29 protein-coding genes are annotated in these 25,467 nt (G+C 72.2%); 15 read left to right on the top strand and 14 right to left on the bottom strand.

Annotation, left to right across the window (positions count from 1 at the left end; translation table 11 throughout):
* Nucleotides 1-35: 35 nt before the first annotated feature.
* The gene (locus MUY14_RS20415; protein ID WP_396126828.1) at nucleotides 36-1,190 is read right to left on the bottom strand and encodes an ROK family protein; all 1,155 of its coding nucleotides are present in this window, start codon (nucleotides 1,188-1,190) and stop codon (nucleotides 36-38) included.
* Nucleotides 1,191-1,329: 139 nt separating this feature from the next.
* On the opposite strand from MUY14_RS20415, the gene MUY14_RS20410 reads away from it, so the two are divergent.
* From MUY14_RS20410 to MUY14_RS20390, 5 genes are all read left to right on the top strand, one after another.
* Nucleotides 1,330-2,070, top strand: a complete 741-nt coding sequence (locus MUY14_RS20410) for a DUF427 domain-containing protein (RefSeq protein ID WP_247024671.1) — start codon at nucleotides 1,330-1,332, stop codon at nucleotides 2,068-2,070.
* 47 nt (nucleotides 2,071-2,117) lie between these two features.
* On the top strand, nucleotides 2,118-2,663 hold the full coding sequence (gene sigC / locus MUY14_RS20405; RefSeq protein ID WP_247024669.1) for an RNA polymerase sigma factor SigC: 546 nt from the start codon (nucleotides 2,118-2,120) through the stop codon (nucleotides 2,661-2,663).
* Between the two features lie 165 nt (nucleotides 2,664-2,828).
* Nucleotides 2,829-5,075 carry a xanthine dehydrogenase family protein molybdopterin-binding subunit gene (locus MUY14_RS20400; RefSeq protein ID WP_247024667.1) on the top strand — a complete coding sequence of 749 codons (2,247 nt, stop codon included), beginning with the start codon at nucleotides 2,829-2,831 and terminating at the stop codon, nucleotides 5,073-5,075.
* A gap of 11 nt (nucleotides 5,076-5,086) precedes the next feature.
* Nucleotides 5,087-5,545 (top strand): (2Fe-2S)-binding protein, encoded by a 459-nt coding sequence (locus MUY14_RS20395; protein WP_247024665.1) that lies wholly within the window; start codon nucleotides 5,087-5,089, stop codon nucleotides 5,543-5,545.
* Nucleotides 5,546-5,681: 136 nt separating this feature from the next.
* Nucleotides 5,682-6,905, top strand: coding sequence for a CdaR family transcriptional regulator (locus MUY14_RS20390; RefSeq protein WP_247025184.1), 1,224 nt, complete (start codon nucleotides 5,682-5,684; stop codon nucleotides 6,903-6,905).
* A 4-nt stretch (nucleotides 6,906-6,909) separates the two neighbouring features.
* On the opposite strand, the gene MUY14_RS20385 is transcribed toward MUY14_RS20390, so the two are convergent.
* Together MUY14_RS20385 and MUY14_RS20380 are read right to left on the bottom strand one after the other, a co-directional pair.
* On the bottom strand, nucleotides 6,910-7,113 hold the full coding sequence (locus MUY14_RS20385) for a YciI family protein (protein WP_247024663.1): 204 nt from the start codon (nucleotides 7,111-7,113) through the stop codon (nucleotides 6,910-6,912).
* A gap of 48 nt (nucleotides 7,114-7,161) precedes the next feature.
* Complete coding sequence (locus tag MUY14_RS20380) at nucleotides 7,162-7,437, bottom strand: cyclic-phosphate processing receiver domain-containing protein (RefSeq protein ID WP_247024661.1); 276 nt, start codon at nucleotides 7,435-7,437, stop codon at nucleotides 7,162-7,164.
* 123 nt (nucleotides 7,438-7,560) lie between these two features.
* On the opposite strand from MUY14_RS20380, the gene MUY14_RS20375 reads away from it, so the two are divergent.
* Nucleotides 7,561-8,397, top strand: coding sequence for an SDR family NAD(P)-dependent oxidoreductase (locus MUY14_RS20375; protein ID WP_247024659.1), 837 nt, complete (start codon nucleotides 7,561-7,563; stop codon nucleotides 8,395-8,397).
* Nucleotides 8,398-8,435: 38 nt separating this feature from the next.
* On the opposite strand, the gene mgrA is transcribed toward MUY14_RS20375, so the two are convergent.
* The gene (gene mgrA / locus MUY14_RS20370; protein ID WP_247024658.1) at nucleotides 8,436-9,464 is read right to left on the bottom strand and encodes an L-glyceraldehyde 3-phosphate reductase; all 1,029 of its coding nucleotides are present in this window, start codon (nucleotides 9,462-9,464) and stop codon (nucleotides 8,436-8,438) included.
* Between the two features lie 63 nt (nucleotides 9,465-9,527).
* Between mgrA and MUY14_RS20365 the strand changes: the two genes are divergently transcribed.
* The gene (locus MUY14_RS20365) at nucleotides 9,528-10,409 is read left to right on the top strand and encodes a MoxR family ATPase (protein WP_247024657.1); all 882 of its coding nucleotides are present in this window, start codon (nucleotides 9,528-9,530) and stop codon (nucleotides 10,407-10,409) included.
* Nucleotides 10,406-11,773, top strand: coding sequence for a VWA domain-containing protein (locus MUY14_RS20360; RefSeq protein WP_247024655.1), 1,368 nt, complete (start codon nucleotides 10,406-10,408; stop codon nucleotides 11,771-11,773). Before MUY14_RS20365 ends, MUY14_RS20360 begins: the two co-directional genes overlap by 4 nt.
* Here MUY14_RS20360 and add read toward each other — a convergent pair.
* The gene (gene add / locus MUY14_RS20355; protein WP_247024653.1) at nucleotides 11,751-12,716 is read right to left on the bottom strand and encodes an adenosine deaminase; all 966 of its coding nucleotides are present in this window, start codon (nucleotides 12,714-12,716) and stop codon (nucleotides 11,751-11,753) included. The genes MUY14_RS20360 and add overlap by 23 nt on opposite strands.
* A gap of 128 nt (nucleotides 12,717-12,844) precedes the next feature.
* Here add and MUY14_RS20350 point away from each other — a divergent pair, with 128 nt between their 5' ends.
* Nucleotides 12,845-13,075: an antitoxin gene (locus MUY14_RS20350; RefSeq protein ID WP_247024651.1), complete on the top strand. Its 231-nt coding sequence runs from the start codon at nucleotides 12,845-12,847 to the stop codon at nucleotides 13,073-13,075.
* Here MUY14_RS20350 and recQ read toward each other — a convergent pair whose 3' ends face one another.
* Entirely contained in the window at nucleotides 13,076-14,911 is a 1,836-nt protein-coding gene (gene recQ, locus MUY14_RS20345; RefSeq protein ID WP_247024649.1) for a DNA helicase RecQ, read from the bottom strand.
* A 68-nt stretch (nucleotides 14,912-14,979) separates the two neighbouring features.
* On the opposite strand from recQ, the gene MUY14_RS20340 reads away from it, so the two are divergent.
* A complete protein-coding gene (locus MUY14_RS20340) occupies nucleotides 14,980-15,414 on the top strand; it encodes a DUF6314 family protein (protein WP_247024647.1) in 435 nt (144 codons plus the stop codon).
* Nucleotides 15,415-16,003: 589 nt separating this feature from the next.
* Here MUY14_RS20340 and MUY14_RS20335 read toward each other — a convergent pair.
* Both MUY14_RS20335 and MUY14_RS20330 read right to left on the bottom strand, forming a co-directional pair.
* Nucleotides 16,004-16,891, bottom strand: coding sequence for an SDR family oxidoreductase (locus MUY14_RS20335; protein WP_247024645.1), 888 nt, complete (start codon nucleotides 16,889-16,891; stop codon nucleotides 16,004-16,006).
* Between the two features lie 34 nt (nucleotides 16,892-16,925).
* Nucleotides 16,926-17,666 carry an SDR family oxidoreductase gene (locus MUY14_RS20330; protein ID WP_247024643.1) on the bottom strand — a complete coding sequence of 247 codons (741 nt, stop codon included), beginning with the start codon at nucleotides 17,664-17,666 and terminating at the stop codon, nucleotides 16,926-16,928.
* A gap of 223 nt (nucleotides 17,667-17,889) precedes the next feature.
* Here MUY14_RS20330 and MUY14_RS20325 point away from each other — a divergent pair, with 223 nt between their 5' ends.
* The 3 genes from MUY14_RS20325 (at nucleotide 17,890) to MUY14_RS20315 (ending at nucleotide 19,762) form a co-directional block, all read left to right on the top strand.
* Nucleotides 17,890-18,603, top strand: coding sequence for a hypothetical protein (locus MUY14_RS20325; RefSeq protein ID WP_247024642.1), 714 nt, complete (start codon nucleotides 17,890-17,892; stop codon nucleotides 18,601-18,603).
* 2 nt (nucleotides 18,604-18,605) lie between these two features.
* Nucleotides 18,606-19,175 carry a hypothetical protein gene (locus MUY14_RS20320; RefSeq protein WP_247024640.1) on the top strand — a complete coding sequence of 190 codons (570 nt, stop codon included), beginning with the start codon at nucleotides 18,606-18,608 and terminating at the stop codon, nucleotides 19,173-19,175.
* A gap of 71 nt (nucleotides 19,176-19,246) precedes the next feature.
* Entirely contained in the window at nucleotides 19,247-19,762 is a 516-nt protein-coding gene (locus MUY14_RS20315) for a mycothiol transferase (RefSeq protein WP_247024638.1), read from the top strand.
* Here MUY14_RS20315 and soxR read toward each other — a convergent pair.
* The gene (gene soxR / locus MUY14_RS20310; RefSeq protein WP_247024636.1) at nucleotides 19,750-20,229 is read right to left on the bottom strand and encodes a redox-sensitive transcriptional activator SoxR; all 480 of its coding nucleotides are present in this window, start codon (nucleotides 20,227-20,229) and stop codon (nucleotides 19,750-19,752) included. The genes MUY14_RS20315 and soxR overlap by 13 nt on opposite strands.
* 90 nt (nucleotides 20,230-20,319) lie before the next feature.
* Between soxR and MUY14_RS20305 the strand changes: the two genes are divergently transcribed.
* Nucleotides 20,320-20,910: an NADPH-dependent FMN reductase gene (locus MUY14_RS20305; protein ID WP_247024634.1), complete on the top strand. Its 591-nt coding sequence runs from the start codon at nucleotides 20,320-20,322 to the stop codon at nucleotides 20,908-20,910.
* Nucleotides 20,911-20,926: 16 nt separating this feature from the next.
* Here the strand turns inward: MUY14_RS20305 and MUY14_RS20300 are convergent, their stop codons facing one another.
* From MUY14_RS20300 to MUY14_RS20290, 3 genes are all read right to left on the bottom strand, one after another.
* Nucleotides 20,927-21,418, bottom strand: a complete 492-nt coding sequence (locus tag MUY14_RS20300; RefSeq protein WP_247024632.1) for a hypothetical protein — start codon at nucleotides 21,416-21,418, stop codon at nucleotides 20,927-20,929.
* Nucleotides 21,415-22,758, bottom strand: coding sequence for a HAMP domain-containing sensor histidine kinase (locus MUY14_RS20295; RefSeq protein ID WP_247025183.1), 1,344 nt, complete (start codon nucleotides 22,756-22,758; stop codon nucleotides 21,415-21,417). The genes MUY14_RS20300 and MUY14_RS20295 overlap by 4 nt, the downstream gene beginning before the upstream one ends.
* Nucleotides 22,759-22,820: 62 nt before the next feature.
* Nucleotides 22,821-23,510, bottom strand: coding sequence for a response regulator transcription factor (locus tag MUY14_RS20290; RefSeq protein WP_247024630.1), 690 nt, complete (start codon nucleotides 23,508-23,510; stop codon nucleotides 22,821-22,823).
* 110 nt (nucleotides 23,511-23,620) lie between these two features.
* Here MUY14_RS20290 and MUY14_RS20285 point away from each other — a divergent pair, with 110 nt between their 5' ends.
* Nucleotides 23,621-24,535, top strand: coding sequence for a phosphatase PAP2 family protein (locus tag MUY14_RS20285; protein WP_247024628.1), 915 nt, complete (start codon nucleotides 23,621-23,623; stop codon nucleotides 24,533-24,535).
* Here the strand turns inward: MUY14_RS20285 and MUY14_RS20280 are convergent.
* Nucleotides 24,520-25,080: a hypothetical protein gene (locus MUY14_RS20280; protein ID WP_247024626.1), complete on the bottom strand. Its 561-nt coding sequence runs from the start codon at nucleotides 25,078-25,080 to the stop codon at nucleotides 24,520-24,522. The two genes, MUY14_RS20285 and MUY14_RS20280, sit on opposite strands and share 16 nt — an antisense overlap.
* A complete protein-coding gene (locus tag MUY14_RS20275; RefSeq protein WP_247024624.1) occupies nucleotides 25,077-25,382 on the bottom strand; it encodes a PadR family transcriptional regulator in 306 nt (101 codons plus the stop codon). Before MUY14_RS20275 ends, MUY14_RS20280 begins: the two co-directional genes overlap by 4 nt.
* Nucleotides 25,383-25,467: the final 85 nt, after the last annotated feature.

Here is a 25,467-nt window from a genome sequence, read left to right as displayed (position 1 = left end):
GCACACGATCATGAACAAGATCCGCAGGACGCGCCCTAAGCGCCGACGCGGTGGTCGAAGACCAGGCCTTCCGCCGCCCGCAGGCCGACGCTGATCGCGCCGGTCAGGACCGCGTCCTCGCCCAGCTCGCCCTGGACCACCTTCGGCACCAGCGGCGTGAACGCGCGCAGGGCGCGGTCGATCGGCTCCAGCAGCAGGTCGGCCGCCGTGCCCATGCCGCCGCCCAGGACGATCAGCTCCGGGTCGATCACCGCGGCCACCGAGGCCACCGTGTAGGCCAGGCGGTCGGCTTCGGTCTCCACCGCGCGCCGGGCGAGTTCGTCGCCTTCGCGGGCCAGGCGGAAGACCTCGCGGGCCGACTTCGCCGTGCCGAGGCCGAGTTCGCGCGCGCCGCGGACCACCGACTGCGCCGCCGTCGCCTCTTCGAGGTGGCCGCGCGCGGGCGGGCTCGTGGGCTCCTCCGCCGCGCGTGTGCGGCCGTAGGGCAGGTAGCCGATCTCGCCCGCCGCGCCGGTCGCGCCGCGGAACACCCGGCCGTCGACCATCATGCCCATGCCGACGCCGGTGCCGATCGTGATGCAGCCGAACACCGACGCACCGCGCGCGGCACCGCTTTCCCACTCGCCGACCGCGGTCAGGTTCGCGTCGTTCTCGACCATCAGGTCCGGGCCCAGCGCGGCTTCGAGGTCGTCGATCAGCCCGGCCCGGCCCCAGCCCGGCAGGTTCGGCGCGTGCCGGAAGCAGCGCTTCTCCGGATCGGCGACGCCGGGGGAGCCGACCACGCGGACAACGATGTCGGCAGCCGTCAGGCCCGCTTCGGCGACGGCGTCGGCGGCGATCTTCCCGACCGCGGTCACCAGCGCGGCCCCGGACCGCGCCGTGTTGCGCTCGTCGCGGCGCGCCACCAGCACGCGCCCGAGGTCGGACACCGCGACGCGCAGGTGCTCGCGGCCGATGTCGATCCCGAGCACGTACCCCGCCGTCGGATCGGCCTCGTACAGCACGGCCGACCGGCCGGTGCCGGTGGACGTCTGCCCCGTCGGGCGCGCCAGCCCCGCGGCCTCGAGCGCCAGCAGCGCCTGGCTGACCGTCGGCTTCGACAGCCCGGTGTCCTTCGCGACCTGCGGCCGCGTCGCCGGCCCGCTGCGGCGCAGCAGGTCCAGCACCGCCCGCTGGTTGATCTTGCGCATCCCGGCGGGGGTCCCGACCGTTGGAGCTCCTACGCCGGTCACCCGTGCCCGCCTCTCGTTTTCGTTCTCCCCGCCACGCTAGCCGCCCGGAACCCGGTTTTTCCGGAATACGTCCGATCCGGAACCCGTTGACCGGGGCATGAGCACTCCGGTACGCGGCCGGGTCCGCGTGGCACAAGGCGCGAAGCGGGTACGCGTGTTCCTCGGCGGGGAACTCGTCGCGGACACGGTGCACCCCCTTCTGGTGTGGGAAGTCCCGTACTACCCCACGTACTACTTCCCGCGCGCGGACGTCGTGAGCGGCGTGCTCACCCCCTCCGGCCGGACGACGCACTCGCCCAGCCGGGGAGAAGGTGTTCTGTCGACGATAAAGGTCGGCCGGGCCGAGGCGGTGGACGGCGCGCTGGAACACCCGGATTCGCCCATCGAGGAGCTCCGGGACCACGTCCGCTTCGACTTCGCCGCGTTCGACTGGTTCGAAGAGGACGAGCAGATCTTCACGCACCCGCGCGACCCCGGCGTGCGCGTGGACGTCCTGCCGAGCTCGCGCCACGTCCGGATCGAGGTGGACGGCGTCACGGTCGCCGACTCGGTCCGCCCGCACCTGCTCTTCGAGACCGGCCTGCCGGTCCGCTACTACCTGCCCCGCGTCGACGTCCGGATGGACCTGCTCGAGAAGACCGACGTCGTCACGCACTGCCCGTACAAGGGCGCGGCCGACCACTTCGACGTGGCCGGGCACGGCGACCTCGCGTGGAGCTACCCGACGCCGCTGCCGGAGAGCATCCGGGCGGCAGGGCTGGTGGCGTTCCTCGACGAGAAGGTGGACGTCTACGTCGACGGAGTGCGGCAGGAGCGCCCGAAGACCAAGTTCGCCTGACCCGCCGCCGGTTCGCCAGGGTCCCGGTTACTGCTACGTTCCGGGTCATGACCCGCGGTGAGGACGACGAACGCGTCACGGCTCTCGCACTGGCCGCCGGCCGGGGCGACCGGCGCGCGCTGGAGGAGTGGGTCCGCGCGACCCAGGCCGACATCTGGCGCTTCCTCGCGCACCTCACCGACGCGGCCGCCGCCGACGACCTGGCGCAGGAGACCTACCTGCGCGCCTTCGGCAGTCTCCGCCGCTTCGCCGGCCGTTCGTCGTCGCGCACCTGGTTGCTGGCCATCGCGCGCCGGGTGGTCGTCGACCAGATCCGGGCCGCCTCCGCCCGGCCGAAGATCGACTGGGACGCCCCCGTCGACCAGGGCCGCGCCGCCGCCGGGTTCGAAGACCTCGTCGAGCTCGGCGTACTGCTCGACGGCCTCGACCAGGACCGGCGCGAGGTGCTCGTGCTGACCCAGGTGCTCGGCCTGTCCTACGCCGAGGCCGCCGAGGTGTGCGGCGTGCCCGTCGGCACCGTCCGCTCACGGGTTGCGCGCGCCCGCGACGACCTGCTCGAAGCCCGCCGGGAACGCGGCTCGGACGCCGGCTGAACCAGCCGGTTGGGCCGTCCGGCACTGTGGCGGCGCACACATTCGGCGGCTTCGACTGTCACCCCGTCACAGGAATGGGCGAACACGACTACGCCGCGTTGACGGCCTGACAACGCCTGCTTAGCGTGGCGCGCACCCCGCCACCACGCCTGCAAGGGATTCCCGATGGCCAGTCCCACCACCGAACCCGCCGACCCCGCCGAAGCCGGGCAGGTCGGCCGCCGCCGCTTCCTGACCTACCTGGTCGCCGCCCCCACGCTCACCGTCGCCACGAGGCTCACCGCGGACGCGGTGGCGCCGGCGACCGCGGACGCCGTCGTCCCGACCCTGCCGCAGCCCGCGGAGATCCTCGACCTCGGCGACGTGCTGACGCTGTCGTGCGCGCCGACCGCCGGGATGCTCGTGCTGGAGCTGACGGCCGACGGGCGGGCGCGGCTGCAGCTGCCGCGCGCCGAAGTCGGGCAGGGCATCTCGACGGCGACCGCGATGCTCGTCGCCGAGGAGCTGGACCTGCCGCTCGACCGCGTCGACGTCGTGCTGTCCGACGCCCGCACCGAGCTGTTGTTCAACCAGCTCACCGGCGGCTCCAACACGATGCGCTCGCTCTACGACCCGGTCCGCGCCACGGCCGCGACCGCGCGCGCCCGGATGGTCGCCGCGGCCGGCGCGAAGTGGGGGACCGACGCGTCGCGGCTGTCCACTCGCGACGGTGCGGTGTGGGCGCCCGACGGCCGCAGCGCCGGCTACGGCGTGCTCGCCGGACCCGCGTCGCGCACGGACCTGAGCACCGGGGCCATCGCGCCGAAAGCCGAGTCGGCGCACACGCTCGTGGGGACGCCGACCTCGCGCAAGGACGCCCGCGCGATGGTCACCGGCAAGCAGGTCTACACGCTCGACCTCGACGTGCCCGGCGCGAACCCGGTGATGGTGCGGCGGCCGCCGTCGATCAATGGCACGGTCAAGAAGGTCACCAACGAAGCCGCGGTCCGGGCGATGCCCGGGATCATCGACATCGCCGTCGTGCCCACCGGCGTCGCGGTGATGGCGGAGACGTTCGGGCAGGCCCTCGACGGCAAGAACGCCCTCGACGTCACCTGGGGACCGGGCACAGTGGACGGTGAGGACAACGAGAGCGTCAAGAAGAAGCTGCGCGGGGCCGCGCTGCCGTTCGTGGTGCCGCCGCTGCTGACGCAGTACGTCGACGGCGAGTTCGACTTCGCCTTCGCCAGCCACGCGCCGATGGAGTCGAACTCCGCGGTCGCCGACGTCCGCGAGGACAGCGCGACCATCTGGGCCGGGCTGAAGTCGCCGATCGTGGCGAAGCAGACCATCGCCCAAGAGCTGGGGCTGCCCGAGAACAAGGTCACCGTGCACGTCCAGCAGGGCGGCGGGTCGTTCGGGCGGCGGCTGTTCTTCGACGCCGCCCTCGAAGCCGCGCACATCTCGAAGGCGATGAAGAAGCCCGTCCGGCTGATGTGGAGCCGGATCGACGACATGCGCCACGGCCGGGCGCGCGCGGCGAGCTACCACCGGATCCGCGCCACCTTCGCGCTCGGGCAGGTGCTGACGTTCGAGCACCGCGTCGCCAGCGTCGAAACCGACTGGAGCCACGGGCTCGGCGAGATCCTGACCGCGTTCGCGGCGAAGCTGCCCGTCGGCGGCAACCTGAGCTTCGCGCAGACGGTGTTCCTGCTGACGGTGAAGTCGCCGTACAACTTCGGCGTCACCACGCAGCTGCTCAACGAGGTCCCGCTGAAGTTCCACACCTCGGCGTGGCGGTCGGTCTACTCGGCGAACACCCGCGGTGCCGAAGAGATCATGGTCGACGAGATCGCGAAGAAGCTCGGCAAGGACCCGGTGGCCTTCCGCCGCGAGTTCATCAAGGACGAGCGCCAGCGCGCGGTGCTGGACAAGGTCGCGGAACTCGGCGAGTGGGGCAAGAAGATGCCGGCCGGCTTCGCCCAGGGCGTCGCGGTGCACGGCGAGTACAAGTCGTTCACCGCCTGCCTGGTCGAACTCGACGCGCGCGACCCGAAGCACCCGCGCGTCACGAAGGCGACCATCGCGGTCGACGTCGGCAAGCCGGTGAACCCGCGCGGGATCCAGGCGCAGATGCTCGGCGGCCTGACCGACGCGATTTCGACGACGCTCACCGCCGGCCTGCACATCGACCACGGCCTGCCGCTCGAAGGCAGCTACTCGCAGTTCCACTACGCGCGGCAGAAGAACTCGCCCGTGGACGTCCAGGTGCACGTCATGCCGGCGGCCGGCGAGGACATCGGCGGCGCGGGCGAACTCGGTGTGCCCGCCCCGGTCGGCGCGATCGCCAACGCCTACGCCCGGGCGACCGGGATCAAGCCCCGCAGCTTCCCGATCACCTTCCCGGTCGACTTCGACCCGTTCCCGCGCTGAGGAGAGTCCCCATGCCCAACTACACCTTCGTGGTGAACGGGAAGACCGTCACCGTCGACGCGCCCGCCGACCTGCCGATGCTGTGGGCGCTGCGCGACAAGCTCAAGGTCCGCGGGCCGAAGTACGGCTGCGGCATCAACGTCTGCAAGGCCTGTACCAGCCACCTCGACGGCGAGGCGTTCAACCCCTGCGTCACCCCGGTTTCGGAGTGCTCCGGGCGTGAAGTCACCACGATCGAGGGCCTGTCGGACGGCGAAGAGCTGCACCCGGTCCAGGAAGCCTGGCTGGAACAGGACGTCGCGCAGTGCGGCTACTGCCAGCCGGGGCAGATCATGGCGGCCGTGGCGCTGCTGAAGAAGACGAAGAACCCGACGGACGCGGACATCGACGCCATCCAGAACGTGTGCCGGTGCGGCACCTACTTCCGGATCCGCGAAGCGATCAAGAGCGCGGCCGCCAAGATGGCCTGACGCGGATGCGGAGGTTCTCCGGAAGAACCTCCGCATCCGCGGTGCCTGAGGAAAGTTCACCCGGTCGTGGTTGATGCTTTCGGGTTAGATGCGGATCTCGGGTCTCGACGAGGAGGTCCGGGGACCGGAGGGCACGATGCACCACCCAGCGCTGCTGTCCGGCGGGCTCGCCCCGCGGGTCGCCGTCCTCGCCGCCGACGTCGAGCGGAAGCTGCCCGAGCTGATCGACAGCACCGTGCGGCAGATCCGCGCCGAAATGCCGGTGTACGCCGACGCCCGGTTCGTCACGCACGCCGAGCTGCGGAACTCGGTGCGCGCCAACCTCGAACACGTGATGCGCACGCTGCGCGGCTCGGACGGCCCGGACCTGGCGCAGGCCCACGCGACCGCGCGAGCTCGGGCGCTGCAGGGCGCGCCGCTGCCGGAACTGCTGCGGGCGTACCGGATCGGGCTCACCGAGGTGTGGCACCGGTTCGTCGAGCTGACCGCCCGCGAGCAGGATCTGGCCGGGCTGGTCGCCGCCACGACGGCGATCTGGGCGCTCGTCGACGACCTCGCCGAAGCCCTCACGACGTCCTATAGGGACACGACGGCGGAAGTCGTGGTGGCGCACCAGAACCGGCGCTCGGCACTGGTCGAGGCGCTGTTCGCGGGCGGCACGGCGACCGAGGGCACGCTGTGGGACATCGCCCGCGTGCTCGAGCTGTCGCTGGACGGCACGTTCGTCGTCGTCGCCGCGGAAACCCCGCGCCTGGGCCAGGAACCGCTGCCCCAGATCGAGGCCCGGCTGCGGGCGGTGCACCACGCGTCGGCCTGGCGGCTGACGCCGGACCTGCAGGTGGGCGTGGTGTCCCTGCGCGACCCGGCGGCGTCCAAGGCGATCGTGGAGCTGGTCCGCGAGCACCCGGTGGGCCGCGTCGGCATCAGCCCGGTGTTCACCGGCCTGGGCAACACGGCCCGCGCGCTGCACCTGGCCCGGGTGGCGCTGTCCAGTATGACGCCGGGCACGCCGGGCCTGGTCCAGTTCACCGAGTCGCCGCTGGCCGGGCTGGTCGCGAGCGCCCCGGAGGCGTCGGTGCAGCTGGCCCACCACGTTCTCCAGCCGGTGCTCGACCTCCCGGGCGACGACCGGAACGTGCTGCTGCTGACGCTGCGCGCGTGGTTCGACTGCCAGGGCTCGACGAAGCTGACGTCGGAGCGGATGTTCTGCCACCCCAACACGATCCGCCACCGCCTCAAGCGCATCACGGAGGAGCTGGGCCGCTCCCTGACGAACCCGGCGGACATCGCGGAGCTGGGCGCGGCGCTGCGAGCGTTGAACCTCTTCCCGGAGGCGACCCACCTGCCGGCCCCGCGCTGAGGGATCAGGCGGCGAACCCGGCGAGCGCGCGCACTTCGACCGGCAGGTGGACGGCGGCGGTGACCCGGGCGGCCCACCCCAGCGCGGCGGTGAGGTCGGCGGCTTCGATCAGGGAGAACCCGCCGAGGTGCTCCTTGCCTTCGGCGAAGGGCCCGGGCCATGACGGCTCCTCCTCGCGGACGGACGGGTCCCGTCGCCCAGTGTCCACACGAACGGGCCGGGCCCGGATCGACGGTGCGCGAGTGGTCCGATCGGGTCACGCGCCGCCGGGCCCGTAGCGCCGGGCCATCCCGGCGAGCCACTCCCGGCCGACGGGGTTCGCCGTGTGGATCCGCACCTCGGTCGGCCAGCGTTCGTGCTCGCACATCCACAGCACCACCGGCCGGGTGGTGTCGTCGCCGCCGAGGTCGTGGTCGAGGGAGATCACGGTGAACTCGCCGCCGGCGAGGAGCTCGATCGCCTCCGCGCTCGACTTGGCCCACGTCCACCCCTCCGGGGCGGGGCGCAGGTCGTCCACCCAGAGCCTGTTCACGCCGTGACCCTAACCAATCCGGAGGGTCCGTGACCGGGGTCACCGGCGGCTGCTGTCACGGGGTTCCGCCCACCGGTGTCCTGATGGCGATCGCCCGCAAGGGGCGAAGAACGGGGAAACGTCGTGAGCAAGGTTTGGTTCGTCACCGGTTCGTCGCGCGGCCTCGGCCGGTGTTTCGTCGAGGCCGCGCTCGCCCGCGGCGACCGGGTGGCCGCGACCGCCCGGTCCACCGAGGGTTTCGATGCGCTGGCCGCCGCCTACGGCGATGCCGTGCTGCCACTGGAGCTGGACGTGACCGGCAAAGCCGCCGTGTTCGAAGCGGTGAAGCGGGCAGTCGGGCACTTCGGCCGCCTGGACGTCGTCGTGAACAACGCCGGGTACGCGCAGATCGGCGCGATCGAGGAGCTGACCGAGCGGGAGCTGCGCGACCAGCTGGAGACCAACGTCTTCGGGGCGGTGTGGGTCGTCCAGGCCGCATTGCCGTACCTGCGCGAACAGGGCGCCGGGCACTTCGTCCAGCTGTCGTCGGCCGCGGGGCTCGTGGCGATGCCGCTCGGCGGCGCGTACCAGGCGTCGAAGTGGGCGCTCGAAGCGCTGAACGAAACCCTGGCCAAGGAGGTCGCGGGCTTCGGCATCAAGGTCACGGTGGTCGAGCCCGGCGGCTTCGCCACCCGCGACGGCCGGAACCCGGACCCCCTCGCCAACGGTCACGTCGCCGCGACGAGCCCGGCCTACGACGGTCTCCGCCGCCGGATCGCCGAGGTCGCGGGCGGGCAGCCCGCCGGTGACCCGGCCGCCGCCGCGCAGGCGCTGCTCAAGGTCGTCGACGCCGCGAGCCCGCCCCTGCGGGTGCTCTTCGGGCAGGGCTTCTACCCGATGATCAAGCAGGCCTACGCCGACCGGCTCGAGACGTGGGCCGCGTGGCAGGACCTCTCGGCGGAAGCCCAGGGCACCCGGTGATCCCGGGCGGTGGGGCGCGTCCCACCGCCCGGGACCGATCAGGCGTCGGAGGACCGCTTCCAGAGGTTGATGTCCGCGTCGGTCGCGTGGCCGTCGATCTCGGTCAGCTCCTCGGAGGAGAAGTCGAGGTTGCCGAGCGCGCCGACGTTGTCCTCGAGCTGCTTGACGCTGCTCGCGCCGACGAGCACCGACGTCACCCGGTGGTCGCGCAGCGCCCACGCCAGCGCCAGCTGGGCGAGGGACTGGCCGCGCCGGCCCGCGATGTCGTTGAGCGCGCGGACGCGGTTCAGGCGGTTCTCGTCCAGGGTGTCCGGGTTCAGCGACTTGCCCTGCGCGGCCCGCGAGTCCGCCGGGACGCCGTCGAGGTACTTGTCCGTCAGCAGGCCCTGGGCGAGCGGCGAGAACGCGATGCAGCCCGCACCCGCCTCGTCCAGGGTGTCGAGGAGGCCGTCCTCCTCGATCCAGCGGTTGAGCATCGAGTACGACGGCTGGTGGATCAGCAGCGGCGTGCCGAGCTCCCGCAGCATCCGAGCCGCCTCGGCGGTCCGCTCCGAGCTGTACGACGAGATGCCGACGTAGAGCGCTTTCCCGGCGCGGACCGCGCGGTCGAGCGCCCCGACGGTCTCCTCCAGCGGCGTCTCGGGGTCGAAGCGGTGGGAGTAGAAGATGTCGACGTAGTCCAGGCCCAGCCGGCCGAGCGACTGGTCCAGAGAGGACAGCAGGTACTTGCGCGAGCCCCACTCGCCGTACGGGCCGGGCCACATGTCGTAGCCCGCCTTGGTCGAGATCACCAGCTCGTCGCGGTAGGGCTTGAAGTCGGTGGCCAGCAGCCGCCCGAAGTTCTCCTCCGCCGAGCCGTAGGGCGGGCCGTAGTTGTTCGCCAGGTCGAAGTGGGTGATGCCGAGGTCGAAGGCGCGGCGGGTGATGTCCCGCTGCGTCTGCAGGGGCTTGTCGTGGCCGAAGTTGTGCCACAGCCCGAGCGAGATCGCCGGCAGCTTCAGCCCGGAACGCCCGCAGCGCCGGTAGGGAATCGAGTCGTATCGGCCGGATGCCGCAAGGTAGGTCACACGGCCGATGCTAGTCCGGTAGTCGGGTACGCTCCGGGTGAGCGACCGCTTAGGAGGCACGTGGTGGGCACCGGATTCTTCACGTCCGTCGACGACGTGTCGGCGAAGCTGGCCGAGGCGGGCTACCTGGCCTCCACCGCGGTCGCGACCACGGTGTTCCTCGCCGACCGGCTGGGCAAGCCGTTGCTGGTCGAGGGCCCGGCCGGCGTCGGCAAGACCGAGCTCGCCAAGGCGGTCGCCCAGGTCAGCGGCTCGCGCCTGGTGCGCCTGCAGTGCTACGAGGGCATCGACGAGGCCCGCGCGCTCTACGAGTGGAACCACGCCAAGCAGCTGCTGCGGATCACCGCCGGCCGCGACGAGACGTGGGAGGACGCCCGCACCGACATCTTCGGCGAGGAGTTCCTGCTCCGCCGGCCGCTGCTCACCGCGATCTCCTCCGCTGAGCCGACCGTGCTGCTCATCGACGAGACCGACAAGGCCGACATGGAAGTCGAGGGCCTGCTGCTGGAGGTGCTCGGCGACTTCCAGGTCACCGTCCCGGAGCTCGGCACGATCACCGCCACGCGCCCGCCGTTCGCCGTCCTGACCTCGAACGCCACGCGCGAGCTGTCCGAAGCGCTGCGCCGCCGGTGCCTGTTCCTGCACATCGACTTCCCGGACGAGGACCTCGAGCGCGAGATCGTCCGGCTCAAGGTCCCGGGCATCGACGCCGCGCTCGCGGATTCCGTCGTCCGGGTGATCGCCGCCCTGCGCGCGATGGACCTGCGGAAGCTGCCCTCGGTCGCGGAGACCATCGACTGGGCGCGCACGCTGCTCGCGCTCGGCGCGTCCACGCTGGACGAGCGGGTGGTGCGGGAGAGCCTCGGCGTCGTCCTCAAGCACCAGGACGACATCGCCAAGGCCGGCGCCGGGCTGCAGCTCGAACAGGTCCTGGACGCGTCGTGACCGGCGGCGTGCCGGAGCGGCTCGCGTCGTTCGTCAAGGCACTCCGGGCCCAGGGCATCCCGGCCGGTCCGGCCGAGACGGTCGACGCCGCGGCCGCGTTGGAGGTGCTCGGCTTCGACGACCGCGAACTGGTCCGCGAGGGGCTGGCCGCGGCGCTGGTCCGGCGCGGCGGGCAGCGCGCGGTCTTCGACGCCGCTTTCGACCTGTACTTCCCGGCCGGGATCGGGACGCCCGAGCGCGCCCGCGAAGACGAGCCGTCGACGCTGGAGGAGCTGCGGGAAGAGCTGGCCGCCGCGCTCGCCGACGGCGACCAGCAGGCGCTCGCCCAGCTGGCCGGGCTCGCGGTCGACATGCTCGGCCAGTACGGCTCGTCCACCGGACCCGGTGGCGGGTTTTCGGCGCACCAGACCCTGGAGCGGCTCCAGCCGCAGACGCTGATCGCGCGGGTGCTGGCCGCGGTGCGCGGCGGGGGCGCGCGCGGTGAGTTCACCGACCGGCTCGACCGGGACGAGATCCGCCGCCGCGTCGAAGGGTTCCGCGGGCGGATCCGGACCGAAGCGCGCCGCCGCGCGGCCGAGGTCCGCGGCCGCGAACGCGTCGCCAAGCACGCCATCGCCCCGGCGCCCGACCGCGTCGACTTCCTCATCGCCAGCCGCAACCAGCTCGCCGAACTGCGTCGCACGATCCAGCCGCTGTCCCGCAAGCTGGCCACGCGCCTGGCCGCCCGCCGCAAACGCACCACGCGCGGCCAGATCGACCTGCGCCGCACGCTGCGGCGGTCGCTGTCCACCGGCGGCGTCCCGCTGCGCCCGGCCTACCGCCACCGGCGGCCCGGCCGGCCGGAAATCGTGCTGCTGTGCGACCTGTCCGGCTCGGTGGCGGGGTTCGCGAACTTCACCATGCTGCTGGTGCAGGCGCTGCGCGACCAGTTCAGCAAGATCCGCGTGTTCGCCTTCGTCGACAGCGCCGACGAGGTCACCCACCTGGTCACCACCGGCACCGCCGACCCCGAGCACCTCACCGCGCGCATGCTCTCCGAAGCGGCGCTGGTCCGCTGGGACGGCCACAGCGACTACGGCGGCTCCCTGCGCCAGTTCACGGAGAACTGGCCGGCGGCGGTCGGCCCCCGGACGTCGGTCCTGATCCTCGGCGACGCCCGCACCAACGGCGGCGATCCCAACCTCGACGCGGTCCGCGAGATCAAGTCCCGCGCCCGCCACGTCTACTGGCTGAACCCCGAGCGGCGGTCGCTGTGGTCGACCGGCGACTCGGCGGCGCTGGAGTACGCCGACGTCGTCGAGATGCACGAGTGCCGCACGGTGCAGCAGCTTTCCACGCTGGTCACGCGCCTGCTGCCGGTGTGAGCCATGCGTCGATGCCGTCGAGGATCTTCCGCTTCGTCGTTTCGGGGGCGAAGGACGCCGTGACGCTCGCGCGGGCGAAGTCCGCCATCGTGGCGTCGTCGTAGCCGAAGGCGTCCCGGACGCGGGCGTACTCCTCGGCGAGCTGCGCGCCGGTCACCGAAGGGACATCGGTGTTGAGCGTGACCGTCAGGCCGGCGTCGCGCAGGCGGGGGAGCGGGTGCTCGGGCAGCGACGGCACCAGCCCCAGCGTCACGTTCGACGACGGGCACACTTCCAGCGCCAGGCCGCGGTCGCGCACCTCGGCGACGAGCGCCGGGTCGTCGAGGACGCGGATGCCGTGCCCGAGCCGTTCGGTCCGGCCCACTTCGAGCGCTTCGCGGATGCTCTCCGGCCCCGCGTCCTCGCCGGTGTGGTGCAGCAGGCGGATCCCGGCCGCCCGGGCCTTCTCGAAGAGTGTCGCGAACGGACGCAGGGAGTGGTTTTCTTCGCCCGCCATGCCGATCGCGAACACCCCGTCGTACTTCAGCGCGAGGTCGAGGGTGCGCTCGGCGCGTTCGACCGAGCGCCGCCGGGAGTGGTCGAGCACGAGCCGGGTTTCGAGCCCGGAAAGTCCTTTGAGGACGGATGCCAGGGGCATTTCCGGGTCGCCCAGCCGTTCCCCGTGCGCGGCCGCGGTGAACGTGACTTCGGCGTAGCGCGTGCCTTGGGCGAGCTCGTCTTCGCAGTACTCGCGTGCGATGCGCTCGAAGTCCTCGGGCTGCCGGAGGCAGGCCCGGATGAGCGCGTTGTAGTCGGCGAACGCGCGAAAGCCGTCGAACTCCGGCGGTTCGGCCGGGACGGCGACGCCGTTCGCCTCGCCGAGTTCGCGGAGCGTGCCCGGCCGGATCGTGCTCTCGAGGTGGACGTGCAGGTGGGCTTTGGGCAGGGTCGCCAGGTCGCGCATGAGCCCGACCCTAGAGGCCGCCGGGCACCACTCGCGTGGCAATTTTGTTTGGCCCTCGTCACACGGGGAACCTCCGGGTGGTTCGTCCGCGTTGTCAGGATGACCGCACACCGACGAGGGAGACGACGATGGCTTTCCTGCGCAAGCTCACCGTGCTGGCCGGCGCGGCCGGCGCCGCCCGCGCGTACGCCAAGAAAAACCCCGAAAAGGTGAACGGGGCCGTCGGCAAGGCGGCCAAGTTCGTCGACGACAAGACCAAGGGCAAGTACCACGAGCAGATCGCCGGCGCGGTGCGCAAGGTCAACTCCGTGGCCGGGGAGCCGGGACAGCCCGGCCGGCCGGGGCCGGCCGCCCGCTAGTCACTCGGCGGTCAGGACTTCGAGGACCCCCTCGCCGTACTTGGCGAGCTTGTTCTCGCCGACGCCGCTGACCGTGCCCAGATCCGCCAGCGAAGCCGGCTTTCGCGTGGCGATCTGGCGCAGGGTCGTGTCGTGGAAGATGACGTACGCGGGCACGCCCTGCTCCTTCGCCACGCCGGCCCGCCAGGCACGCAGACGTTCGAACAGCGGAGCCGCCTCCGCGGGCATGTCCACCGCGGCGGCGGCTTTGCGCGTGCCGCGGACCTTCGCGGCCGCCGCGCGCTCGGGCTCGCGGCGCAGCATCACCTGGCGGTCGCCGCCGAGCACCTCGGCACTGGCTTCGGTGAGCACGAGCGAGCCGTAGTCGCCCTCGACCGCGAGCAGGCCCTGGGCGAGCAGCTGGCGCACGACCGCCCGCCAATCCTGCTCGCGCAGCTCGGTGCCGATGCCGAACGTCTTGAGCGTGTCGTGCTGGAACTGCGTGACCTTCGGGGTGGACTTGCCCAGCAGGATGTCGATGACCTGCCCGGCGCCGAACTTCTGCCGCCGCTCGTTGCGCAGCCGCACGATCGTCGACAGCAGCTTCTGCGCCGCGATCGTCCCGTCCCACTTTTCGGGCGGGTTCAGGCAGGTGTCGCAGTTGCCACACGGCTCGGCCTGCTGGCCGAAGTAGTTGAGGACCTGCACCCGGCGGCATTCCACCGTCTCGCACAGCGCGAGCATCGCGTTCAGGTGCGCGCCCAGCCGGCGGCGGTGCGCCTCGTCGCCCTCGGACGTGTCGATCATCTTGCGCTGCTGCACGACGTCCTGCAGCCCGTACGCGAGCCAGGCCGTCGAGGGCAGGCCGTCCCGGCCCGCGCGGCCGGTTTCCTGGTAGTAGCCCTCGACCGACTTCGGCAGGTCGAGGTGGGCGACGAACCGGACGTCCGGTTTGTCGATGCCCATGCCGAACGCGATCGTCGCGACCACGATCAGCCCGTCTTCGCGCAGGAACCGCGACTGGTGCTTCGCCCGCGTGCGCGCGTCGAGCCCCGCGTGGTACGGGACCGCCGGAATCCCGTTCTGCACCAGGAATTCCGCGGTCTTCTCGACCGAGTTCCGGGACAGGCAGTAGACGATCCCGGCGTCACCCGGGTGTTCGGTGCGCAGCAGCTCGAGCAGCTGCCGCTGCGGCGAGTTCTTCCCGACGATCCGGTACTGGATGTTGGGCCGGTCGAAGCTCGCGACGAAGTGCCGCGCTTCCTCGAGCCCCAGCCGCGTGGAGATCTCCTGGTGCGTGGCCTCGGTCGCGGTCGCCGTCAGCGCGATCCGCGGCACGTCCGGCCAGCGCTGGTGCAGCGCGGAGAGCTGGAGGTAGTCGGGCCGGAAGTCGTGGCCCCACTGGGCGACGCAGTGCGCTTCGTCGATCGCGAACAGCGAAATCTTGCCGCGGTCGAGCAGCCGCACGGTGGACTCGACCGAAAGCCGTTCCGGCGCCAGGTAGAGCAGGTCGAGCTCGCCGCTCACGAACGCCGACTCGACCTCTTGCCGGGCCGCGTAGTCCTGGGTGGAGTTGAGGAACCCGGCGCGGACGCCGGCGTTGCGCAGCGCGTCGACCTGGTCCTGCATCAGCGCGATCAGGGGCGAGATCACCACGCCGACGCCGGGCCGCACGAGCGCGGGAATCTGGTAGCACAAGGATTTCCCGCCGCCGGTGGGCATCAGCACGAGCGCGTCGCCGCCGGCGATCACGTGCTCGACGATCGCCGCCTGGTCGCCGCGGAAGCTGTCGTAGCCGAACACGCGCCGGAGGGTCTCCAGCGCGTCGGACGCGGGTGCGAGGTCGGTCTCTGCCACGCGGCCGACTATAGAGCGGGGGTCCGACAGTTTCGGCCCGGCCCGCCGCGGGGTGGCAGACTGGGCGCGTGGAGTACTGGCCGGTTCCCGATCTCACCGCGCATTTCGCCGGCCCGTGGCGGCTGGACCGCGAAATCCTCACCGCCGGGGGAGAGCCGGCGGGGGAGGTGACCGGGACCGCCACGTTCACCGAGGAAGACGGCGACCTCGTCTACCGCGAGGTGGGCGAGCTGCGCCTCGGGACCTACACCGGTCCGGTCACGCGCACCCTGCACTACCGGCCCACCGCGCCCGGCCGGGCCGACGTCCACTTCGACCACGGCGGGTTTTTCCACGAGCTCGACCTGCGTGCGGGACATTGGGTGACCGACCACCCCTGCCGCGCCGACCTGTACCGCGGGAGTTACGAGGTGCTCGACGAGCGGCGCTGGCGGCAGGAGTGGGCGGTCCGCGGGCCGGCGAAGGACCACGTGATCGTCACCCGCTTCACGCGGCCGAGCTGAGCGGGTCGGCGAGGTCGGTTCGCATCCCGGGTTCGGGCGGCCGGGCTGGTGCGGTCGCTCCGGACCCGGTTCGGGCGGGGCTGGTGCGGTCGGTCCGGAACCGGTTCGGGCGGCGAGGTTGCTCCGCACCCTGGGTCGGGCGGGCGCGCTGGTGGGGTCGCTTCGCGCCCCGGTTCAGGCGGCCGGGCTGGTGCGGTCGGTCCGGACCCGGTTCGGGCGGCGAGGTTGCTCCGCACCCCGGAGTTCGGGCGAGCCGGCTGGTGCGGTCGGTCCGGACCCCGGTTCGGGCGGCCGGGCTGATGAGGTCGGTTCGCGCCCCAGTGCAGGCGAGCGGGCGGCGAGGTTGCTCCGCGCCCCGGTGTGGCAAGCCGGCGGCGAGGTTGCTTCGCGGAGTCCGGGCGGGTGGGCTGTGGGCTGCCGAGGTCCGGGCGAGCTGGGCTGCCGAGGTCGCGCCGCATCCGGTACACGCGGGCGATGGCCTGACCGGGGCGGTGAGGTCGATCCGCGCCCGGTCCGGGCGAGCGGGCCGGCGATGGCGCCGCCTGCCCGGCTCAGGCGAGCGGGCCGCCGAGGTCGAGCCGCGGCCGGGTCACGCGGGGGACGGGCTGAGCAGGTCGGCGAGGTCGATCCGCCGCAGGAACTCCTGGCGGATGCGGTCGCCGACCTCCGCGACCAGCCAACCGCCGTCGTCGGCCGGGTCGATGTGGACCCGGAACGGCCGCTTTCCCTTCGGCAGGTCCACCACGCGCGCCAGCTCCTCGGCCACCTTCGCCACGTCCGCGTCGGCCGGGGTGATCTCGGCCAGCTTGCGGCCGACGTGCTCGCTCAGGCCGGCGTAGCGCTCTTCGTAGGCCGCTTCGACGGCCGCGTCGGCCGGGTGGCCCGCGTGCGGGAAGTGGTTGGTGCCCGCGGTGAACGCGCCCGGCACCACGATCGTGGTGTCGATGCCGAAGCGGGCGAGCTCGCCCGCGTAGCTGACCGCGAGGCTGTCCATCGCCGCCTTCGCCGCGAAGTACGGCGCGAGGTAGGGCGGGGTGCCGCCGCGGACGCTGCTGCTCGACACCCACACCAGGAGCCCGTCCCGCTGCGCGCGCAGGTGGGGCAGGGCCGCGCGGTTGACGCGCTGGGTGCCGATCGCGTTGGTGTCGTAGAGCTCGGCGAGCTGCTCCGGCGTGAACGCCTCGGCCGGGCCGAGCGCCATGTGCCCGGCGTTGTGCACGACCACGTCCAGCCGGCCGTGCTCGGCGACGATCGACGCGATGGCCGCGTCCGCCGACTCCTGGCCGGCCACGTCGAGCTCGACGGTGCGCAGGTCGACGCCGTGCTCCCGGGAGTAAGCGGCGGCGGCTTCGGCCTGGGGCGCGTTGCGGCCGCCGGTGTCGCGCATGCCCGCGTGGACGGTGTGCCCGGCGCGGGCCAGCGCCCGGGCGGAGAGGGCGCCGATCCCGCTGGAGGCGCCGGTGACGACGATGATCATGGGCTTTCCTTCGCGTTCGGAGGGGGAGGGGTGCTCAGACGATGCCGCCGTTGGCGCGCAGCACCTGGCCGTTGACCCAGCGGGCCGGGCCGGCGAGGAACGCGACGACCTCGGCGATGTCTTCGGGCTGGCCGAGCCGCTCCAGCGGCGGCTGCTTGGCCATCCGCTCGACCGTCTCCTCGTCCTTGCCGTCGAGGAACAGCGCGGTCGCGGTCGGGCCCGGCGCCACGGTGTTGACGGTGATGTCGCGCCCGCGCAGCTCGCGGGCCAGGATCATGGTGATCGCCTCGACCGCGCCCTTGGTCGCGTTGTAGATGCCGTAACCGGGCAGGTTCAGGCCGAGCACGGACGTCGAGGTGGTGATCACGGCGCCGCCGTCGCGCACCCGCTTCGCGGCCTGCTGGGCCACCGCGAACGTGCCGCGGATGTTGGTGCGGTGCACCCGGTCGAGGACCTCGAAGTCGGTGTCCGCGATCGGCGTCGGCGCGGTCATCACCCCGGCCAGGTGCGCGACGACGTCGACGCCGCCGTAGGTGCGTTCCGCGGTGTCGAACAGCTCCGCGACCTGGGCGGGCTCGGCGACGTCGGCCCGGACGGCGATGGCCTGCCCGCCGCGGCCGGTGATGGCGTCGACGGCGGCCCGCGCCTCCTTCTCGTTGCCGGCGTAGTTGACGACGACGGCCATGCCGTCGGCGGCCAGCCGCTCGGCGACCTGGCGGCCGATGCCGCGGGAGCCGCCGGTGACGATCGCGACGCGGGGTTCGGTGGTGCTCATCGCTGTCCTCTTCCTGATCGGTAACACTGGTTCCGTCTCACTGTTATCGACGATACCACGAGGTGGGTAGCGACGCTAGTGCCCGGTTGTTATCGGCGTTATCGCGGCATCCGGCGGCATTGGCGCCGCCGGTCGGCCGAATCGCGCGTGACAATGGTTTTCGGCAGCCGGGTTCCGGGCACACGGGTCCCATCGGGGGCGACATTCGCGAAGGAGTTGTTCGATGCCCACCTGGCTGATCGTCGTGATCGTCGTCGTGGCCCTTGCCGTGCTCGGCGCCGTGATCTGGCTTGTGACACAAGAGATGCAGCGAAAACGGCTGCAGCAGCGGTTCGGTCCGGAGTACGACCGCGCCGTGGAGGAGAGCGACAACCCGCGGGCCGCACAACGCGAACTCGCCGAGCGGGAACGCCGGCACAAGGAGCTCGACATCCGCCCGCTGTCGGCCACGGCACGGGAGCGCTACGCCCGGGAATGGGCGCAGGTGCAGGAAAAGTTCGTCGACCAGCCGTCCGCGGCGGTCACCGAGGCGGACCGGCTTCTCGTCGCGCTGATGGCCGAACGCGGCTACCCGACCGAGGGGTACGAGCAGCAGGTCTCCGATCTTTCCGTGCGCCACGCCAAGACCCTGGAGCACTACCGGGCCGCGCACACCACGCAGCAGAAGCGTGACGGAGCGTCCACAGAGGACCTGCGCGACGCGATGGTCCGCTACCGGACCGTCTTCGAGGACCTGCTGACCGACGGCGCCGACGACGAGCGCCACGACCACGACCACGGCCGTGACCACGACCGTGACCACCACGACCGCCGGAACGGTCACCAGCACGACCGCGACGACGACGCCGATCGCGACCGCGACGGCCGTCGTGACACCGACCAGCACGAGCACCAAGCGTCCGCGCAGCCGCGGACCGAGTGGAACGGAGGACGCTGACCATGACCGAGCACCTGACGCGGCACAGCACCGACCGGGACGACGACCTCGGCCGCGAGGACCTCGCGCACGACGGCACGTCCCACGACGAACTGTCCGGTGACGAACTGTCCGGTGACGAACTGTCCCGCGACGACTTGTCCCGCGACGACGCCTCCGACCGGGAGCACGCCGACTTCCGCGAGCCGGGCACCGGCCAGGACCACAGCCTGAGCACCGCCGACCTGGCTTCGGCGTCGGCCGGCTCCGACACAGCTGGTCCGGCCTCGGACCCCAAGCCCGCCGAATCGGGCGGGGACGTCGAGACGCCGCCGTTGATCGACGAGGAGAAGGTCACCGGCTTCCGCGACCGCTGGCAGAACGTCCAGACCGGCTTCGTCGACGACCCGAAGCAGGCCGTCCACCAGGCCGACGAACTCGTCGCCGCCGTGATCAGCGCGCTGGCCACCACGTTCGCCGAGCACAAGAGCGAGCTGGAAAGCCAGTGGCAGCAGGGCGAGCCGGCCACCGAGGAGCTGCGGATCGCGCTGCGGCGCTACCGCTCGTTCTTCGACCAGTTGCTGCCGCGCTAGCGGGAACCGTTTGCCGGCGGGCATGATCGGGTAGCCGCCGGCAAACGGCGTCAGCAACGGGAGGCAGCCGAATGAACGTGGCCGATCTGCTCGTCGACGGGTTCAGCCGGGTCCAGGGCACGGTGCACGCGGCGGTCGAAGGACTCGCCGCCGACCGGCTCGGGGCCCGGCTGGACGACGAGGCCAACTCGATCGCCTGGCTGGTCTGGCACCTGACCCGGGTCCAGGACGACCACGTCGCCGACGTGGCGGGCACGGAGCAGGTGTGGACCGGCCAGGACTGGCTGTCGCGCTTCGGACTCCCGTTCCCGGCGGGCGACACCGGCTACGGTCACCGCCCCGCCGACGTCGAGGCGGTCCGCGTCGACAAGCCGGACCTGCTCACCGGTTACTACGACGCCGTGCACGAGCAGACCATCCGGTACGTGACCGGCCTCGACGCCGAGGCGCTCGACCGGGTCGTCGACGAGGCGTGGGACCCGCCGGTCACGCTGGGCGTGCGCCTGATCAGCGTCCTCGACGACGACATCCAGCACGCCGGCCAGGCGATGTTCCTGCGAGGCGTGCTCGAACGTCAATCTTCGTAGCCGTCCCCGCGGTGATCGGCGAGGCGCTGCGGCCCCGGGCCGTCGGCGCCGAGCCGGTCGCCCGGGTTGGCCAGCCGGCACTTGGCCAGTGACATGCAGCCGCAGCCGATGCAGTCGCTCAGGTCGTCGCGCAGCTGTTCCATCTGGCGGATCCGCGCGTTCAGGTCTTCCTTCCAGCACTGGGAGATCCGCGCCCAGTCGGCGCGCGTGGGCGTGCGGTCGTCGGGCAGCAGCGCCAGCACTTCCCGGATGGCGGACAGCGGCATGCCCACCCGCTGCGACATCCGGATGAACGTCACCCGCCGCAAGGCATCCCGGCAGTACCGCCGCTGGTTCCCGGCGGTCCGGCGGCTGCGGATCAGCCCTTCGTCTTCGTAGAACCGCAAGGCCGACGCGGGTACCCCGCTGCGCCGGGAAAGTTCGCCGACCGTCAATTCGGGCAGCGTCGCGTTCACCATGCCGGTCATGCAACCACAGCCGCGCGCTTGACTTCAAGCGAGCTTGAAGTCCCATCCTGGCCCGGACGGCGACAACGCCGCAGTGGCAAGGAGGAAAGCGTGTCCGAAGCACCCGTGCAGGTCGCGGTGATCGTGGGAAGTGTCCGGGAAGGACGGTTCGGCCCGGTGGTGGCGGACTGGCTGTCCACCGTCGCGGGGGCCAGCGGCGGCTTCGACGTCGACGTCGTCGACCTGGCCGAGCCCGACCTGCCGCTGGCGATGCCCGCGTTCGGGTCGGCGCCGTCACCGTCGGTGGTGGCGGAGCTCGGGAAGGTGACCTCGCGCCTCGCCGCGGCGGACGCGTTCGTGGTGGTGACCCCGGAGTACAACCACAGCTATCCGGCCTCACTCAAGAACGCGATCGACTGGCACCGCGACGAATGGCGCGCCAAGCCGGTCGCGTTCGTGTCCTACGGCGGGATTTCGGGCGGGCTGCGCGCGGTCGAGCACCTGCGCGCGGTCTTCGCCGAGCTCCACGCCGTGACGATCCGCGAGACGGTCAGCTTCCACGGCGCCCACGCCCGCTTCGGCCCGGACGGGGTACCGACGGACGAAGCGGCGGGGGTCGCGGCGAAAGCGATGCTGGACCAGCTGGCGTGGTGGGCCCGGTCGCTGACCGAAGCGAGGGCGGCGCGCCCCTACCCCGGATGAGGAAGCCGAGGCCGGGTCAGAACGCCTGGCAGCTCTGCGGCGGCAGCTTAGTGTCGGTCCCGGCGAGGACGACGGTGCTCGCCAGGACGAATCGCCCCTCGGCGGCCAGCGCCGCGAACGTCGTGCAGACCAGCTGGCTGACCGCGGTCGGGTTGAGCTGCTCCACCGCGAAGGGCACCGTGATCGTCGCGGGTGCTTCGAGGGACAGGCTGACCTGCCCGCCGCCCCTCGGCAGCATCGTCACGTAGCCGTCGGCCGATTCGGCGTAGGACGGGCCGCCCAGCAGCAGCGACAGCGTCGTGGTGGGGCCCACCGTGCTGGTGATCGGGCGCGTCACCGGGGTGAGCCGTCCGTCGAGGACGAAGTAGAGGATCACCTCGGTGCCGCGCCCGCTGCCCACCGGGTTGCGCAACGTCGGCGCCGGGCCGGCGCCGATCACCGGGGTCGGCTTGACCCCGCACGCGCTCACCAGCAGCAGCAGCACCGCCAGGACGAGGAGCTTCTTCACCACGCCTCCCGCGGCAGCCGCAGCTCGAATCGGGCGCCGGAACCGGTGTTGGCCGCGGTGATGTCACCGCCGTGCAGCCGCGCGTTCTCCCGCGCGATGGACAGCCCGAGCCCGCTGCCCTCGGACCGCGCGCGAGCGGTGTCGGCCTTGGTGAACCGGTCGAACACCGCGGGCAGGACCGCGTCCGGGATGCCCGGACCGTGGTCGGTCACGGTCAGCACGACGTCCCCGCGCTCGGCCCGCAGGGCCACCTCCACCGGCGGCGCGCCGTGGCGCACCGCGTTGCCGACCAGGTTCGCCACGACGATGTCGAGCCGCCGCCGGTCGAGCGAAGCCGTGACGCCCACCGGGAGGTCGACGACGAGGTCTTCGCCTGCTTCCCAGCCGCGCGCGTCGAGGCTGTCGGCGACCGCCGAGGCGACGTCCAGCTGTTCACGCCGCAGTTCGGCGCGCCCGGCGTCGAACCGCGAGATCTCGATCAGGTCCTGCACCAGCCGCGTCAGCCGCTTGGTCTCCGCCGACACCAGCCGCGCCGCGACCGCGGTGTCCGCCGGCAGCTGGCCGGCGTCCTCGTCGAGGACGTCGGTGACCGCGTTCATCGCGGCCAGCGGCGTGCGCAGCTCGTGCGAGACGTCGGCGACGAACCGGCGCGCGTCCGCTTCCATCGCCTGCAGCGTGCCGACCGTGCGCTGGAGCTCCGCCGCCGTGTTGTTGAACGTGGTGACCAGCTGGGCCAGCTCGTCGGACCCCGTGGTGCGCAACCGCACGTCCAGCCGTCCCCGGCCCAGCTGGCTGGCCGCGGTGTTCAGCGCGCGCACCGGCCGCAGCACCTGCCTCGCCGCCAGCAAGGCCACCGCCACCGCGACCGGCAGCGCCAGCACGGAGTACGTCCACGCCTTGGTGGCCAGGTCGTCGATCGCCTCCTGCTGCTGGCCGAGCGAAACCATCGCGTAGACCTCGAGCCCGCTCGGCTCACCGCCGTTCTGCCCGGTCTGCACCGGGATCCCGACGAAGAAGAACGGGAAGCCGTGGAGGTCGACGCGCTGGAACTGGATGTACGTGCTGTGCGCGACCGCCTCGCGCAGCTCGCCGGGCACGCTCTCGTAGTCGATGCTCGAGGTCGAGTGCAGGTCGTGGTAGACGACGAGGGCGCCGCTCGACTTCAGTGCCGTCGCGAAGGCGTCGAGCGTGCCCTGCGTCGGCGGCAGCGACACGGTCGGCAGGTACGCGGTGATCTGGTCGCGCAGCTTCAGCATCGTCTGGTCCTGGATGCCGCCGAGGATGGCGGTGCGCGCGGAGACGTAGCTGGCGCCGGCCGCGGCGGTGGCGCCGAGGATCATGATCACCGCGAAGGCGGCGACCAGCCGGAAGCGCAGCCCGGTGAGCCACGAGCGGACCCGGCTCACGACCGGCCGAACCGGTAGCCGAACCCGCGGACGGTCTGTACGTACTCCGGTTTCGCCGGCACGTCCTCGATCTTGGCGCGCAGCCGCTGCACGCACGCGTCGACCAGCCGCGAGTCCCCGAGGTAGTCGTGGTCCCACACCGCGGAGAGGATCTGACGGCGGCTGTAGACCTGACCCGGCGTGCGCGAAAGCTCCAGCAGCAGCTTCAGCTCGGTCGGGGTCAGCGACACCGCCGCGCCGCGCTTGGTCACCTCGAGCGAGGACCGGTCGATCACGAGGTCGCCGTGGCGTTCCTCGGGCTCGGACGGCTCGCTCGGCCGCTCGGCGACCGCCCGCCGCAGCACCGCCCGGATCCGCGCGTCCAGCACCCGCGGCTCGACCGGCTTGGCCACGTAGTCGTCCGCGCCGGCTTCGAGCCCGGCCACGATGTCGAAGTCGTCGCTGCGCGCGGTGAGCATGATGATCGGGACCGGCCCGGAGGCCCGCATCCGGCGGCACGTTTCGAAGCCGTCCATGCCCGGCAGCATCAGGTCGAGCACCACGATGTCGGGCCGGTGGTGCACGAGCAGCTCGATCCCGAGCTCGCCCGATTCCGCGGTGCGCACCACGTGTCCCTGCCGGCGCAGGGCGAGTTGCAGTCCTTCCCGCACCGCCGCGTCGTCTTCCACCACCAGTACCTCGGCCACGGCGCCATTATTCGGAAAACCGCACGTCGTGGCGACCCGGGCCGATCTTGTAGCAAAACCATGACATCACGCTGACGGGATCTCGAAACGCCGGAAGCAGACTCGGGGACATGGCAGTGATCAGTTCCGAGGTCCGTCCCGTCACCCCGCCCGCCGGAGGCCACGCGCTCGTGACGCGGGCCGCGTCCCGCACGACCGTGCTCGCGGCGAGCGCGGCCGGGTTCACCCTCGCCTTCGTCGCGGCCTACCTGCTCTTCGTCCGCACCGAGGCCGGGCGCGGCGTCGAGAACGGCGTCGTCCGCAGTGCCCAGTCCGCGGGCCACGCCGTGGAGTGGGCCGACCCGCTCCGGCAGACGGACCAGGTGGTGGTGCTCGGCGGCGTCGCGCTGCTGATCGTGGTGCTCTCCCTGCTGCGACGGCGGCTCGCGCTGGGCGTCACGGCGCTGGTCCTGCTGGCGGCGCCGCTGGTGGTGGCGCAGCTGCTCAAGCTGTACGTCCTGGACCGCCCGAGCACCGGCGACCGCTTCGGCGTCGCGAGCCACAACAGCTTCCCGAGCGGGCACGTCAGCGCGGCGATGGCCATGCTGGTGGCGCTCGCGATCGTCCTGCCCCGCCGCTTCCGCCTGCCCGCCCTGGTGGCCGGCGGCGTGGGGGTCGCCTGGGTCTCGGCCGCGGCCGTGGCACTGGGCTGGCACCGGTTGAGCGACACCGTCGGCGGCTGCCTCCTGGTCGCCGCGGTCACCTGCGCCGGGGCGGCGGTGGTCTCCGCCCGCCGCCCCGACGGTGACCGGGTCCCGCTGGTGCCGGTGCTGTCCGGACTGTTCGCACCGCTGGCACTGGTGCTGGTCGGCTACGCGGTGCTCGGGACGGCGACGTCCGGCGCGGCGCAGTTCGTGGCCGCGATGGTGCTGGCGGCGCTGTCGGCGATGGCGGTGGTGCTGCTGCTGGCGGGCCCGTTGAGGAGGGTGACGTTCGACCCGGCCGAGGCCCGCGTCCGCCGGCTCCGGGGTCATCGGGCGGCGTAGAAGGCCTCGAGTTGTTTCGCGAGGGCCATCGCGTCGCGGTTGTTCCGCCGGCGAGCTGCTTCGTCGAGGAGCGGGCGCATGCGGTCGGCGGATTCGAAAACGTAGGCGCCGGTGAAGCGGCCGCCGGACACCCGGGTGGTCGTCAGCCGTGCGTCCGGCCAGCTGCCGGATTCGGGGCCGAAGACGGCGGCTCCCATGGTGACTTCGGCGGCGTGGGCGAGGAAGCTCGCCGTGGCCGGTCCGGCGCTCTCCGGTGGATCGGGCTCGGCGGCGGCCGGGTGGTTTCGGGAACGCAGGTCGCCGATGCGAGCCGGCACCCCGTCGAACAAGACGGTGGCGCACTGCCCGAACACCCAGGTCAGCCGCTCCCGAACGGGAACCGCGTCCAGTTCGGCCGGGAGTTCGCGGCGGCGAGGGTGGTCTCGCGGGTACACCAGCACGATGAGGTTCACGACGAATTTGGGGAAGAAGCCGAAGAGCGTCGCGACGGTGAGCATCGTGCCGACGCCCCACTCCGTGACGAGCGCGAGCAGGTCGTCGGTCACGCGTACCCCAGGTTCATCCCGCGGAACCGCTGGTCCCGGTCAGCCGAGCTCAGCAGGGCGCCCAGCTCGGTTTTCCCCTTCTCGGTGAGGGTGTAGTAGCGCCGAGGAGGCCGGCCGCCGGCCTCCTGCCGGTCTTCCCAGCCGTCCTCGAGCCAGCCTTCCGCCAGCATCGAACTGAGCCGGGGGTACATGGCACCGGACCGGACGCCGGAAGCCTTCGACAACTGGTAACCCCAGTGCCGGTCTTCGGGCGCCGCCATCAGCGCAGCGGCGAGCTGCACCAAGGCGTGAGTGGTTCGCATGAGGCAAGTTTGACCTATGTCGCGGAAGCAGCCTTCGAAGCGGCGATGCCGGGCGTGTCGCGGCGGGCCGGCGTCGGGCGTGGGC

Origin of the sequence: Amycolatopsis sp. FBCC-B4732 (assembly GCF_023008405.1) — a bacterium.
Classification (GTDB): Bacteria; Actinomycetota; Actinomycetes; order Mycobacteriales; family Pseudonocardiaceae; genus Amycolatopsis; species Amycolatopsis pretoriensis_A.
This window is presented reverse-complemented; position numbering and strand designations above follow the sequence as displayed.